The organism is Streptomyces sp. YIM S03343 (assembly GCF_054729195.1).
The window spans coordinates 982616-996441 of sequence record NZ_JBPUKX010000002.1 but is presented as its reverse complement, the minus strand read 5'-3'; the positions used below and the strand labels follow the sequence as shown (position 1 = coordinate 996441).

At 73.1% G+C, this 13826-nt stretch carries 11 protein-coding genes; 5 read left to right on the top strand and 6 right to left on the bottom strand.

Annotated elements, in window-relative coordinates; translation table 11 throughout:
- Window positions 1-14 precede the first annotated feature (14 nt).
- On the top strand, window positions 15-917 hold the full coding sequence (locus tag ACSYGN_RS40230) for a class II fructose-bisphosphate aldolase (RefSeq protein WP_460405637.1): 903 nt from the start codon (window positions 15-17) through the stop codon (window positions 915-917).
- Here ACSYGN_RS40230 and ACSYGN_RS40225 read toward each other — a convergent pair.
- Window positions 889-2043 (bottom strand): methyltransferase, encoded by a 1155-nt coding sequence (locus ACSYGN_RS40225; RefSeq protein WP_460405635.1) that lies wholly within the window; start codon window positions 2041-2043, stop codon window positions 889-891. The genes ACSYGN_RS40230 and ACSYGN_RS40225 overlap by 29 nt on opposite strands.
- A gap of 419 nt (window positions 2044-2462) precedes the next feature.
- Here ACSYGN_RS40225 and ACSYGN_RS40220 point away from each other — a divergent pair, with 419 nt between their 5' ends.
- Both ACSYGN_RS40220 and ACSYGN_RS40215 read left to right on the top strand, forming a co-directional pair.
- The gene (locus ACSYGN_RS40220; protein ID WP_460405633.1) at window positions 2463-3701 is read left to right on the top strand and encodes an ROK family protein; all 1239 of its coding nucleotides are present in this window, start codon (window positions 2463-2465) and stop codon (window positions 3699-3701) included.
- 213 nt (window positions 3702-3914) lie between these two features.
- On the top strand, window positions 3915-4220 hold the full coding sequence (locus ACSYGN_RS40215) for an SHOCT domain-containing protein (RefSeq protein ID WP_460405631.1): 306 nt from the start codon (window positions 3915-3917) through the stop codon (window positions 4218-4220).
- 85 nt (window positions 4221-4305) lie between these two features.
- Here the strand turns inward: ACSYGN_RS40215 and ACSYGN_RS40210 are convergent, their stop codons facing one another.
- Both ACSYGN_RS40210 and ACSYGN_RS40205 read right to left on the bottom strand, forming a co-directional pair.
- Complete coding sequence (locus ACSYGN_RS40210) at window positions 4306-4854, bottom strand: ATP-binding protein (RefSeq protein WP_460405629.1); 549 nt, start codon at window positions 4852-4854, stop codon at window positions 4306-4308.
- A gap of 241 nt (window positions 4855-5095) precedes the next feature.
- The gene (locus ACSYGN_RS40205; RefSeq protein ID WP_460405627.1) at window positions 5096-5422 is read right to left on the bottom strand and encodes a hypothetical protein; all 327 of its coding nucleotides are present in this window, start codon (window positions 5420-5422) and stop codon (window positions 5096-5098) included.
- 379 nt (window positions 5423-5801) lie between these two features.
- On the opposite strand from ACSYGN_RS40205, the gene cds1 reads away from it, so the two are divergent.
- Window positions 5802-6929, top strand: coding sequence for an L-cysteine desulfhydrase Cds1 (cds1, locus tag ACSYGN_RS40200; RefSeq protein ID WP_460405625.1), 1128 nt, complete (start codon window positions 5802-5804; stop codon window positions 6927-6929).
- A gap of 197 nt (window positions 6930-7126) precedes the next feature.
- On the opposite strand, the gene ACSYGN_RS40195 is transcribed toward cds1, so the two are convergent.
- The gene (locus tag ACSYGN_RS40195; RefSeq protein WP_460405623.1) at window positions 7127-7600 is read right to left on the bottom strand and encodes an SRPBCC family protein; all 474 of its coding nucleotides are present in this window, start codon (window positions 7598-7600) and stop codon (window positions 7127-7129) included.
- Between the two features lie 204 nt (window positions 7601-7804).
- Window positions 7805-8662 (bottom strand): DeoR/GlpR family DNA-binding transcription regulator, encoded by an 858-nt coding sequence (locus ACSYGN_RS40190; protein ID WP_460405621.1) that lies wholly within the window; start codon window positions 8660-8662, stop codon window positions 7805-7807.
- 274 nt (window positions 8663-8936) lie between these two features.
- Here ACSYGN_RS40190 and ACSYGN_RS40185 point away from each other — a divergent pair, with 274 nt between their 5' ends.
- Window positions 8937-11339, top strand: a complete 2403-nt coding sequence (locus ACSYGN_RS40185; RefSeq protein ID WP_460405619.1) for a hypothetical protein — start codon at window positions 8937-8939, stop codon at window positions 11337-11339.
- Here ACSYGN_RS40185 and ACSYGN_RS40180 read toward each other — a convergent pair.
- Entirely contained in the window at window positions 11309-13744 is a 2436-nt protein-coding gene (locus ACSYGN_RS40180) for a right-handed parallel beta-helix repeat-containing protein (protein WP_460405617.1), read from the bottom strand. The two genes, ACSYGN_RS40185 and ACSYGN_RS40180, sit on opposite strands and share 31 nt — an antisense overlap.
- Window positions 13745-13826 lie beyond the last annotated feature (82 nt).

The window sequence follows — 13826 nt, the reverse complement described above, 5'->3', positions numbered from 1 at the left end:
CGGAAGGAGCGCCCGTGCCCCTCGTACCGACCGGTGATCTGGTCGCCCGCGCCGACGCCGTGCGCTCGGCGGTCGCCGCGTTCAACATCGTCACCCTGGAACACATCGAGGCCGTCGTCGAGGGTGCCGAGTCGTGCGGCAGCCCCGTGGTCCTCCAAGTCAGCGAGAACACCGTCAGGTTCCGTCTCGGCCGTGTCCTGCCGCTGGCCCGCGCGGCCGTGGCCGCGGCCGAACACGCCTCCGTCCCTGTGGCGTTGCATCTCGACCACGTGAGCGATGACAACCTCGTGCGGCAGGCGCCCGATGCCGGTTTCAGCTCGGTCATGTACGACGCCTCCCGCCTGCCCTATGCGCGGAACCTGGCCGCGACCCGCACCGCCGCCGACTGGGCACATGCCCAAGGGCTGTGGATCGAGGCCGAGTTGGGTGAGATCGGCGGCAAGGACGGCCGTCCCGAGCTGGACGCGCACGCCCCTGGCGCCCGTACCGACCCCGCCGAGGCGCACGCCTTCGTCACGGCCTCCGGGGTGGACGCCCTTGCCGTGGCCGTCGGCAGCGCCCACGCCATGACCACCCGCACCGCCGTCCTCGACCACGACCGCCTCGCCCGCCTCACCGCCGCGGTGGACGTCCCGCTCGTCCTGCACGGCTCCTCCGGCGTGCCCGACCACGAACTCACCGCGGCCATCGCCGGCGGTATCGCCAAGGTCAACGTCGGGACCGCCCTGAGCATCGCCATGACCGGTGCCGTAAGGGAGCAACTCGCCGCCCGCCCCGAGGCGGTGAACGCACGCGCGTATCTCGCCGCGGGCCGCGAGGCGATGGCCCGGGAGGTGGCCCGGATCATCGGCGTGCTGCGCGGACCGCGCGCCGAAGGCACCGGCGGTCCTACGCCCCGTCCCGTTTCACGGACTTGAGCAGCACGAACTTCGGATCGGCGGCCACCGTACGGCAGTTGCCGAACAGCCGCTTCAACTTCACGTGATAGCCCAGATGCCGGTTGCCGATCACCCACAGCTCGCCGCCCGGCCGCAGCACCCGCCGCGCACCGGTGAACATCCGCCAGGCGGTCGCGTCGGTGGTCGCCTGGTGCGAGTGGAACGGCGGGTTGTTCAGCACGAGATCGGCGCTGCCGTCCGGCACCCCCGACAGCCCGTCGCCGACCCGGAACTCGGCGTGCCCCGGCACCCCGTTGGCCTTGTACGTCGCCTCCGCAGAGGCCACCGCCTGGAACGACTCGTCCACGAACAGCACCTCCGCCCCCGGCTCGGCCAGCGACATTGCCGTACCGACCACCCCGTTGCCGCACCCCAGGTCCACCACCCGCTGCCCGGCCCGCGCCGCCGGCAGATGCCCGAGGAGAAACCGGGTGCCGATGTCGAGCCGGTCGGCGCAGAACACGCCCGCGTGATTGACCACCGGCCGCCCGGAGACGGTACCGATCCCGTCCGGCAGCGTGTAGGTGTACGGCCAGGGGTTCGCGTCCCGCGCCGGTGACGGATCCGGGGTGCAGTGGATCAGGCGTGCCTTCCGCACCGCGAGGGAGGTGCGGGTCGGGCCGAGGAGCCGCTCGAACAGCCGCAGCGTCGAGGTGTGGATCTCCTTCACCATGCCGGTGCCCACGACGACCGTGCCCTCGTGCACCGCGGGCGCCAGCCGCTGCAACTGGTCCTCCAGCAGCGCGAGGCTCTTCGGCACCCGTACCAGCAGGACGTCCACCCTGGCGGGCGGCGGGTCCTGCGTGGTCAGAAGAGTCACCGTGCCGGTCTCGGCACCGGCCCGCGCCAGGTTCGCGCGCGTCGCCTGCTGCGCGAGGCAGGAGTCGGTGATCTGCGTCGGCCGGTGCGCCGCGAGCGCCGTGACCAGCGCGCCCCAGCGGTCCCCGAGCACCACCACCTCGCCGGACAGCGGGACCTCCCGCTCCGCGAGATGCGCCAGCAGATACTCGTCGGAGGCGTCCCAGGCGCGCAGCCTCTCGTGCGGGTCCTCGGGGAAGCGGGTCAGGTCCAGCTCGCCCCACGGGGTCGTCATACGGTCGTTCATCGCCGTTCAGGCTAGCCGAGTCGCGCTTCTTCCCCCGCCCACCGGTCGCGGCCGGGCCGAGCCTGGTGCGACAGCACGGGGGACCATGGACTCGGAGCTGTGCCCCTGGCCCCGTACCGAGACCGCCCCGGGAGCCGTCTCCGCGTGCCGGACCGCTCGGCGGGCGCCCGCGATACCCGGTATCCCGGCAGCGCCTCTCGACCGCCAGGCTCAGGGACACCACAGGCGCGCCGGACTTCTCGTCGCCGTCGCGGTGCATGTCCGCACCTCGCCGCCCCGCCGGGGCCGGGCGGGTGCGTCATCACCCCGCGCGCGAGCGGACTCCGGGCACATGACGACCGGATGGCCGGGCATACCCCGGATGCGGTGCTGGGCGTCACGGCCGTCACCGTGGTATGGATCATGGGAGACTCGGCGTCATGAGCGGCATGGCGGACCCCCGGTCGGCGGGGGAGAGAAGCACCCCCAGAACACGGCTGGACCGGGGCCGAGGTGCGCTCGGCCCCGCGCTGGAGCTCGTGCACACCGGGCGCGCGCCCACCCGGGCCGTGCTCACCGCGGAACTCGGGGTCACCCGGGCCACGGCGGGCGTGGTCGCCGCCGAACTCGAGGCGCTCGGGCTGATCAGGGTGGACGCCAGGCCCGGCGCGGCGGCCGGAGCCCAGGGCCGCCCCTCGCACCGCCTGGCGGTCGCCGAGGACGGCCCTGTGGTGCTCGCCGCGCAGATTCACGCCGACGGGTTCCGCGCCGCGCTGGTCGGCCTCGGCGGCCGGATCGTCGCCACCGCGCCCGGCTGCGAGACCGTCGACGCCGACCCGGCGAAGGTGCTCGGCTCCGTCGTCGAGACCGGCGCCGACCTGCTGCACCACACCGGACGGCGCTGTGTGGGCGCCGGGCTCGCTGTGCCGTCGGCGGTCGCCGAGCCTGACGGCCTCGCCCTGAACCCGCTGCATCTGGCCTGGCCCGCGGGCGCGCCGGTACGGCGGATCTTCGCCGAGCGGGTGCATGACGCCGGGATCCCGGGACCCGCCTTCACAGGCAACGACGTCAACCTCGCCGCACTCGCCGAGCACCGGCACGGCGCGGGGCGCGGTGCGCGCGATCTGCTGTGCGTGGCCACCGGACATCGCGGTGTGGGCGGGGCGCTGGTGCTGGACGGGCGGCTGCACACGGGCAGTGCGGGCCTGGCCCTGGAGGTCGGCCACCTCACCGTCAATCCCGAGGGGCGACCCTGCCACTGCGGCAGCCGGGGCTGCCTGGACGTGGAGGCCGACCCGCTGGCCCTGCTCACCGCGGCGGGGCGGCAGCCCGGGCCGGAGCTGTCGCTGCTGCAGCAGGCCCACGACCTGGTGCGCCACCACTACGACGACCCGGTCGTCCGCAGTGCCGCCGAGACCCTCATCGACCGCCTCGGCCTGGGCCTGGCAGGGCTCGTCAACATCCTCAACCCCGACCGCATCATCCTCGGCGGGCTGCACCGCACCCTCTTCGACGCCGACCCCGACCGGCTGCGCGCGGTCGTCGCCGCCCGCAGCCTGTGGGGCCAGAGCGGCGGGGTCCCCATCCTCGCCTGCGCCCTGGACCACAACAGCCTCGTCGGCGCGGCCGAACTGGCCTGGCAGCCGGTCCTGGACGACCCGCTGACCGCCCTCGCCTGACCGGCGCCCCGCCCATCCCCTGTACTCCCCAGGAGGTAGACACAAAGCCGCTGGCCGTACGACGACCAGGACCCCCTCCCGGCGCGACGCTCTGGACAGCACCGGAAGAGCCGCCGAAGAACCGCCGAAAAGACGCCGAAGAGGCGCCGAAGAGGCGGCACTCCGGAGGTGCTCCGAAGGCATTCGCGACATTCACCGAGGAGTTGAACCGAGATGGAGACCCTGGCGTCCTGGAACGGCGGTCCCGGCCCGTGGATCCTGTTCCTTCCCCTGATCTGGGCGGCCGTCGTGATCGGCATCGTGACCGTCCTGCGCCGTACGGCCGGCTTCGGCCGGGGCGGACCCTGGCGCGCCGCCGCCTGGCGTGATGCGCACACCCCGCGGGTGACGGGCGACTCGCCGCTCGCCGTCCTCGGCCGCCGCTTCGCCTCCGGCGAGATCGACGAGGACGAGTACTGGCGCCGGCTGTCCGTGCTCGACGAGGAGTTCGGACGCGCGGGCCGCGCCGGCACGCTCTGAGCACGGGAGTTGCCCCGCCGCGCGCAGGCGCCGCACCCGCACCGGCAGGTTGCCCGCCCGCACCGCCCGCCCGCTCACCGACCGGTCAGCCGGGAACGGCCGACCCGGCGGGAGCATGGGCGGGCCTGCGGTTTTCGGCCGACGGCTCGACCGCGTTCCCGGCCTCGGCCAGGTGCCGTACCGGCAGCTCCCGTTCCGCCGCTCGCCGCGGCGGACGTGCCGCGACCGGGCGGGGCTGAGCGGCCGTCGGGAGGGTGAACCAGACGACCTTGCCCTGGTCACCGTCGGGCTGCGCGCCCCAGCTCTCGCTCATCGCCGCGACCATGGCGAGCCCGCGGCCCGTGGTGGCGTCATGCCCGACCTCCGCGACCACCGGGAGCCGCGGATCGCGGTCGCGCACCGACACGGTGAGCCGGTCGGGCCGCAGCTCGATCTCGACGGTGCACGTCTTGTCCGGGCTGGCGTGCCGGTGGACGTTGGACAGCAACTCGGTGACACCGAGTGCGGCCCGGTCTATCAACGGGTCCAGATGCCAGTAGCGCAACTGCGCCGATACGATTCTGCGGACCTGGCCGATCCGCGACGGCAGGGCTTGGAGCTCCACCGTGCAGTGCCTGCTTGGGTGACTGATCACGGCTGCGACTCCCCGACGTGAGGTCCGGAAGAACACGGAGTTCGGATCGATCCAGCAGGCCGCCGACGGAGTTCCGCCGCCTGCTGTCGTGACCGGCGGGCTGGTTCGCAGCGTAATCGCCGGTAAACCCAGAGTGACGTGAGACAAGCGTGGACCAGCCCGCCAGGTCCCGCAACTCGCAGGGTCCCGCACGTCGCAGGTCCCGCAACTCGTCACGGCCCGGGCGCTGCCGCGCCCCCGCTCAGCCCCGTCGGCCCGCGGCGGCCCTGCGCACGGCCTCGATGAACCGGCGTGCCGTGGGCGGCCCCGCTTCGCCCGGCGCCGGGTCGTGGTCGCCCAGAGTCAGCTGATACCGCGTGCCGTTGACATCGGCCAGCGCCCGGTCCTCCGGCGCGAACCAGGGCCGTGACGCGCGCACCGCCTGCACCGGCGCGGAGTCGATCTCGCTGCCGTAGCTGTTGAGCAACTCCAGCCTGCCGTCGTTGATACGGATCTGTCCGGCCCGGGTGAGCGACCGCAGCCGCTTTCCGATCCGCACGCCCGTCGCCGTGAACTCCGGGTCCGCCATGGTGCTCCGCCCCCTTGGTGCGTGTCGGTCTGCCAGGCCTGTCCCGCTCTGTCGCACGGGCCGCGGCCCGGCGTCCTGAGACTCCGTGGTCCAGTGTCTCAAGACCCAGTGTGCGCCCCCGTTAGGGACGTTGGTCCCGCCCGGTGCAGTCTGCCCGCGACCGGCGTCGAGCACCAGTACGCACGGCAGGCTCTCCCCGAGCGACCGGAGCATTCGCTGCGACTGCGCCCCCCGGCTCGGGCAACGGCTGGCCCCAAGGGCTGCCTTGGGGCCCGTCAAAGCGGTGTTTATGCAGGTGGGAAGCGTAGGCGAAGGTGCCTATCATCGGGACGTCGGCCGCGTCACGAGCCGTCGCCCGTGAAGCGTAAGGAGCCCAGCCGTGAGCACCACCCCACAGACCCGGACCCCCGACACCACCGTCGACGTCGACCACAGCGACCCCGTCCATCGTGACTGGCTGAAGGATGCCGTCCGCAAGGTGCAGGCCGACGCCAACCGCTCGGCCGACACCCATCTGCTGCGCTTCCCGCTGCCCGAGGAGTGGGGCATCGACCTGTACCTCAAGGACGAGTCCACCCATCCGACCGGCAGCCTCAAACACCGTCTCGCCCGCTCGCTGTTCCTCTACTCCCTGTGCAACGGCTGGATCCGGCCGGACCGCCCGGTGATCGAGGCGTCCAGCGGCTCGACGGCCGTCTCCGAGGCGTACTTCGCCAAGCTGATCGGTGTGCCCTTCGTCGCGGTGATGCCGCGCACGACCAGTGCCGAGAAGTGCCGCCTCATCGAATACCACGGCGGCCGCTGCCACTTCGTCGACGACCCGCGCCGCATGTACGAGGAGTCGGCACGCCTCGCGGCGGAGACCGGCGGCCACTACCTGGACCAGTTCACCTACGCGGAACGGGCCACGGACTGGCGCGGCAACAACAACATCGCCGAGTCCGTCTTCCGCCAGCTGCGCCTGGAGCGGTTCCCCGAACCCGCCTGGATCGTGGCCACGGCAGGCACCGGCGGCACCTCGGCGACCCTCGGGCGCTATGTGCACTACATGCAGTACGACACCCGGATCTGTGTGGCCGACCCCGAGAACTCCTGTTTCTTCGACGGCTGGACCAGCGGCGACCCGGACGTCACCTGCGACTGCGGCTCCCGTATCGAGGGCATCGGCAGGCCCCGGATGGAGCCGAGCTTCATCCCGGGTGCCATCGACCGCATGATGAAGGTCCCCGACGCCGCGAGCGTCGCCGCCGTACGGGCCCTGGAGAGCGCCATCGGCCGCAAGGCGGGCGGTTCGACCGGCACCGGACTGTGGAGCGCCCTGAAGATCGTCGCCGAGATGGTGGCCGAGGGACAGGAGGGCAGTGTGGTCACGCTGCTGTGCGACCCCGGCGACCGCTACCTCGACAAGTACTACTCCGACGCCTGGCTGGCGGAGCAGGGTCTGGACATCGCCCCCTACACCGGGGTGATCGACACGCTGCTCGCGACGGGGGTGTGGTCCGGGTAGGGCCGGTCCGGCGATCACCCGGAGCGGCCCCAGGGCGTGTCTGACAATTCCCGCCGGCGCGCGACGCCTGGCACGGCACCTCGCCGCGTTGTCGGATCACCCGAGTACGTCCAGTACGCGGGCGATCCTCCGCCTTGCGATGCACCGCACCAGACGCCGCGCGCTGATCCGACGCGAATTGTCAGACACGCCCTGGCTCATACGCCGACGAGCCTGCGGTCCAGGGAGGTCACGGCGCCCCGGAAGGCGCGCCCGAGACCGGGACGCGCCAGGGCCAGCACCGACCGGAAGACGGCGGTCCCGTCGGCGGCGAACGTCCACCGCACCCGCGTACCGGTACCGGCCGGCACGAGGCGCCACTCCTCGGCCATCGCGCGGGCGCCCGGCGCGTTGGTCGAGTCGATCCGGTAGGCGTACACCTCCGACGGCTTCGCCGCCAGGATCGTCTCGTCGAACCGGGTGCCGCCCCTGAGCCGGATCTCACGGCCGGCGCCGTCGTCCACCGGCCGGGCGGAGGTCACCGCCGAGAACCACTCGGCCCAGCCCGGCACATCCTCGGCGAGCGCCCGGAAGACCGCCTCCGGGGCCGCCGTGATCTCCCGGGCGAAGACCAGCCGTACGGGTGCGGTCTCGACGAAGTCGATGCCCACCTGGCGCAGACGGTGGACCATGCGCACAACCCCCTGACGGAAGCCGGAACCCGAAAGCCCGAACCCGATGCCGGACACCCGAACCGGACGCCGGACACCCGGACCGCGGAGCCGACGGTGCCGCACGGCGAACGAGCGACGTCGTACGGGCGACGATCACGTTAGGTGACGCCCCGTCAAATGTCTGCCCCCTCGGGCGCCCTCTCAACCCGGGACGCCCGCCCCTCAGACGTCCTCGTCCTCGGCCTCGGGTTCGACCTCGGGTTCGACGTTGGGTTCTCCCGCCACCACCAGCCGCCGCAGATGCTCCGCGATCTCCGAGCGTGCCTCGCCCGGCAGCCCCGCGTCCGTCACCAGGGTGTCGACCTGTTCGAGCGCCGCGAACGAACTCAGCCCCACCACACCCCACTTGGTGTGGTCGGCGACCACCACCACCCGGCGCGCCGACTGCACCAGCCGCCGGTTGGTCTCCGCCTCCGCCAGATTCGGCGTGGACAGCCCCGCCTCGATCGATATCCCGTGCACACCGAGGAACAGCAGGTCGAAGTGGAGCGCCGCGATCGCCTGGTCGGCGACCGGACCCACCAGCGAGTCGGACGGGGTACGCACCCCGCCGGTCAGCACGACGGTCGGTGCACCCTGCCGCGGGCCCGAGGAGCGCTGCGCCGAGTGGAAGACGTCCGCGACCCGCACCGAGTTGGTGACCACCGTCAGATCCGCGACGTCCAGCAACTGGTGCGCCAGCGCGAACGTCGTCGTACCACCCGACAGAGCGATCGCCGAGCCCGGCTTGACAAACTCGGCCGCCGCGCGCGCGATGTCCTCCTTGGCGGTCAGCTCCAGCCCGGACTTCGCCTCGAACCCGGGCTCGTGCGTGCTCGCCTCCACCACCGGCACCGCGCCGCCGTGCACCTTCTCCACGACCCCCTGGCGGGCCAGCGCGTCCAGATCGCGGCGCACCGTCATGTCCGAGACGCCGAGCTTGCGGGTCAGTTCATTGACCCGGACGCCACCGCGGCGCCGGACCTCGTCCAGGATCAGGGAGCGCCGCTGCTCCGCGAGGAGGTTCTGATTCTCGCTCACGTACGCTCCGGTCCTTTCGCCTCGACCCGCCCGACGCGCCTGCGCACCGTCTCCCGCGAGCGCGTTCACCCGGGTCGATACGCGGACGTCCCATCCTTGCACGTCGCGGGGGCCCCTGCGCACCCCCCTGCCAGCTAGCCGTCACTCTCCGTATCCAATCTTCACACATTTCGGGGAGATTTCATGACCCAATGTGTACGGCACCGTCGGAGCGGAGAACCTGAAGCCCGCACGGGCAAAGCCGACGGCATGTCATGGGGGAAGTGCGAGAGCAGTGGACACGACACAGGAACGGGCCGCGAGACACGCGGCGGACGGCACGGCGGAGCGGGACACGCGGACCGAACGGGCCGGCGCCACCCTGGAACTCCTGGTGCACGGCGTGGGCGGCACCACACCGGAGAAGATGCTCGACGACCCGCGCACCGTCCGGATCACCGGCGACGACACCGCGGCCGTCTTCCGGCGCGCCGACGACGTGAACGCGGAATCCGCACCCGCCGGACACCGTGACGGACCGGTGCCGGAGGCGTACGTCTGGTGCAATCTCACCTCCGGCAACGGAGCACGCGCCCTGTGGCTCCTGCTGCTGCCGTTCATGGTCGTCAACCTCGCCCACTGGATGCGCCCGGCCGCCCGGGGCCGGGCCCGCACGGTCCGGCTGTACGGCCTGCTGGTCCGGCTCGCCGGACTGACCCTGACGGTGCTGCTGATCGCCGCGGCCTGCGAGGTCGCCCTCGACCTCGTGGCCTGGCAGTGCGCGGGCACCCGCACCTGCGCCGAACGCCACTCCTGGCTCGGCTTCCTGTCCCCGGACCTCTCGGCGGGCGGCTGGTGGAGCACCCCCGGCCGCAGGCTCGCCACGGCCGCCCTGGCGCCCGCCGGACTCACTGCCCTGCTCTGGTACCTCTCCCACCGCACCTGGAGCGCCTACGAGTCCGAGCAGCCGCTCGCCCGCACCCCCGAACCCGACGAGGAGACCGACCGCACCGCGCTCGGACGGCCCGGCTTCTGGTACGGGCGCCGGCTGGTGGCCCGGCTGCGCGCCGCCCACACCGCCGCCGGACTCCTCACCGTCGCCGCCACGGTCGCGGTGCCCACCGCCCGCTTCGACCGCGGACCGCACGGCGACGCCTCCCTCGCCGCACTCGGCGCCCTGCTGGAGGCGGCGCTCGCCGGGTGGGCCGCCGCCGTGCTGTGGGTGGTGTGCCGCCGGGGCCGCACCGAGAACCGCCTCGACCGCGAGATCGACGTCCATCTCGTACGGCGCCTGCCGCTCGGCGCGCTCGCCCTGCTGCTCCTCGTGCTGCTCCACGCGGGCTGGTCACGCCCCGGGTGGCACTCCGCGGGACGCCTGCCCGGTGATCCGGCCTTCGCCGGACTCACCCTGGCCCAGGTTCTGCTCGTCGTCGCGCTCGCCGTGGCCGCCCACCGGCTGCACCGCACCTCTCCCGACCCGCGGGCCGCCATGCGCGGCCTCGGCGGACCGGCCGTCGCCCTGCTGGCGTGCGCGCTGGGCGGTCTGTTCACCGGCGGTGTGGCGCAGCGCGTGTCCGACTGGCTGGACGGCACCGGCGGCCATCTCGCCGGACCACCGGTGCTGCTGACCTGGCAGGCGTCCGTCATCCCGGTGCTGCTGCTCGTCCTGCTCGTGTGCGGCGCCCGCCTGGCACGGTGCACCTGGCGGCTCGCACGCGCCGAACGCGCCGTCGTGGACGCCGATCATCAGGGTGAACCCCGTGACCCGGCCCGCACCCGCCACATCGCCACCACGCGCGCAATGGCCACGCTCACCGACCGCGCGCCCGCGCTCGTCGGCGTCACCTCCGTCACCCTGCTGCTGCTCGGCGCCGGGTCGCTCCTCGGCGCACGGACCACCGACGAGACGCCCGCCGAGGCCGCACGGCGGACCTACGCCGCCGTCCACGGCGCCGCCCAGGCCGCGCAGGGCGTCGGCTCCTGGCTGATAAGTCTCGGCTTCCTGCTGTTCGTCACCTGGGGCAGACGCGCCTACAAGGACGCCTCCGCACGGCGCACCATCGGCATCCTGTGGGACGTCGGCACCTTCTGGCCGCGCGCTGCCCACCCCTTCGCGCCGCCCTGCTACGCCGAGCGCGCCGTACCCGACCTGACCTGGCGGATGGCCACCTGGACCCGTGCCACGGGCGGCCGACTGGTGCTGTCCGGGCACTCCCAGGGCAGCGTCCTCGCCGCCGCGGCGGCCTGGCAGCTCACCCCGGCCGTCCGCAAGCGGGTCGCCCTGCTGACGTACGGCTCGCCGCTCGAACGGCTCTACGGCCGCTGGTTCCCCGCCCAGTTCGGACCGGCCGCGCTCGCCGCCCTGCACCACGACGTCGCCTGCTGGCGCAATCTCTACCGGCTCACCGACCCGATCGGCGGCCCGGTCCGGCTGCCCGGCGACTGCGGCCCGGAGGTGGACCACCCGCCGCTCAAGGACCCCCTCGACTACGGCCGCACCGCACTGCACCCGCTGCCCGAGCCGGTCCTCGGGCACTCCGACTACCAGGCGGACCCGGTGTTCGCCGAGGAACGCGCACTGCTGCTGGCCCGGTTGAGCACGGGCCTGCCCGGCCCGCGCCTCGGCAGGACGGCGCCCGAGGAGCCGCCGCCCGGGGGCGGACGGGCTCAGGACAGCTCGGGCAGGTCCTCCGAGTAGAGCAGTGTCAGATCGTCGGTGCTCGGCTCCGCGAACTGGGCGACCCGGCCCGCATGCCGCTCCACCATCGCCTCGAAGGTCTGCCGCGCCGTACGCCCGTTGCCGAACGCGGCACCCTTGGGGATCGCCGTGAAGTAGGTCAGCAGCGCCTCGGACGCCCCCGGCGCCAGCCGGTACTCGTGCTCGTCGGCCTGCTGCTCCACGATCCGCAGCAGTTCCTCGGGCCGGTAGTCGCTGAAGGTGATGGTGCGGGAGAAACGGGACGCCACACCCGGGTTGATGGACAGGAACCGCTCCATCTCGGCGGTGTAGCCCGCGACGATCACCACGACCGCGTCACGGTGGTCCTCCATCAGCTTCACCAGGGTGTCGATGGCCTCCTTGCCGAAGTCCCGCCCGGCGTCCTCCGGGGAGAGCGCGTACGCCTCGTCGATGAACAGCACTCCGCCGCGCGCCCGGTCGAACGCCTCCTGGGTGCGGATCGCCGTGGAGCCGATGTGCTCGCCGACCAGGTCGACCCGGGACACCTCGACGAGATGGCCCTTCTCCAGCACCCCGAGCGAGGCGAGGATCTCGCCGTACAGCCGTGCCACGGTCGTCTTGCCGGTGCCGGGGGAGCCCGTGAACACCAGGTGCCGCTTGACCGAGGCCGCCTTCAGACCCGCCTGCTGACGGCGGCGGCCCACCTCGATCATGTCGGTGAGGGCGCGCACCTCGCGCTTGACGCTGTCCAGGCCCACCAGCGCGTCCAGTTCGCCCAGCACGGCCTTCGAGGTCCGTGAGGGCTCAGGAGCCGGGGCGACGGCCGGCGGCTGCGCCTCGGTGCTGCGCTGGCCGGGGATCGCGCCCAGCAGGCCGGGGGAGGGGGTGCTCGTCTGCACGGCCGTCTCCCGCGGCCCCGGCGGGCGCACTCCGCCGCTCTCGTCGCTGGTGCAGTCCTCCACCACCGGACCCGAGCCGGACCCGTCGTCGGGGCCGCCCTCCGCGAACTCGAAGCCACCGCGCGCACAGCGCTCCGTACGGCACTTCTTCAGCGTCGTGCGGCAGCCGTCGATCACATGGAAGCCGTAGCCGCCGCTGCCGGTCACCCGGCAGCCCAGGAAGCTGCCCCGGCCGCCCGCCGACACATAGAACCCCGCCTCCGCGGGTGACTCGACGGTGCACCGCTCGATGGTCGGGTCGGCGCCCTTGGTGACGATCACACCGGTCTGATTGCCGTCCAGGACACAGTTGTTGAGGGTGCCGCCGCTGCCGTGGTCACGGAACCAGGCGCCCGTGGCCGCGTCCTTGATGCGGCAGTCGTCGAGCTGCGCGGTGGCGCCGTCGCTCACCGAGACCGCCGTGTTGCGCACCTGGGACAGATCGCTGTCCACGACGTCCGCGCGCGAGCCGCGGTCCAGCACGAACAGTGCGTCCGGCACGTCGTGCACCCGGCAGGAGTCCAGGACGGCGGTGGCGCCGTCGCTGACCCACACCGCCGGGTAGTCGCCGGTGCTGTCGGAGATCTCGCACTGGTTGGCGTCGACCCGGGTGCCCGGGTCCCACACCGACAGGCCGTTGCGCCCGAACTGACGCACCGTCGTGCGCGTCAGCGTCAGCACCGAGCGGGAACGCAGGTCGACCGCGTTCTCCGGGATGTCGTGGATACGGCAGTCGGCGAGCGTCAGCACCGCGTCCGTGTCGAGGGTGACACCGTCTCCGGTGGTGCGGTGCACCTCGCAGTCGGTGAGGTGCGCGGTGGCCCGCGAGGTCACCTGCACCCCGCTGCTGCGGACCTCGTACACCTCGCAACCGACGGCTTCCAGCGCGGAGTTCTCGCCCGTCACGGTCAGCCCGGCGCCCGAGGCGTGCCGTACCTTGCACCGCTCCAGCCGCGGATGGGCCCCGCCCCGCACCGCCACGCCGGACTGCCCGGCCGCGACGACCTCGCACTCCTCGAAGACCCCGCCCCCGCCGTCCAGCACGGCGATGCCGATGCCTGCCGGGTTGTCCACGGTGCACCGCCGCACCGTCGGCCGCGCGCCGCCGCGCACCTCGATACCGCTCGCGGAGCGGGTGACGACGCGGACGCCGAGCAGCTCCGGGGTGCCCTCCTCGACGAGCAGCGCGGGTGCCGCCGTGTCCTGGCCCTCCACATGCAGGTCCTGCACCACCGCCGAGGCCCGCACGGTCAGCGGCACCCCGTCCACCGGTGCGATGCGCACGGAGCCCGGCGAACCCTCGGGACCGCGCAGCGTCACCGCCCGCTGGACCACGAGGTTCTCCCGATAGGTACCCGGGGCGACGGTGAGGACGTCGCCCTCCGCGGCGGCCTCCAGGGCCGCGGCGAGCGAAGCGTACTCACCTGTGCGGCGCCGCCACCGCGATGCGCCGGTGTGCGTCACCTGGACCGTGCCCTGTGCCATGGCGTTGCTGTGCCCCCACCTCGTCGTACTGATGGCCGGCGCAGACCTCTTCGGCCGCAGCGCCGGCCCGTGGGCCGATACC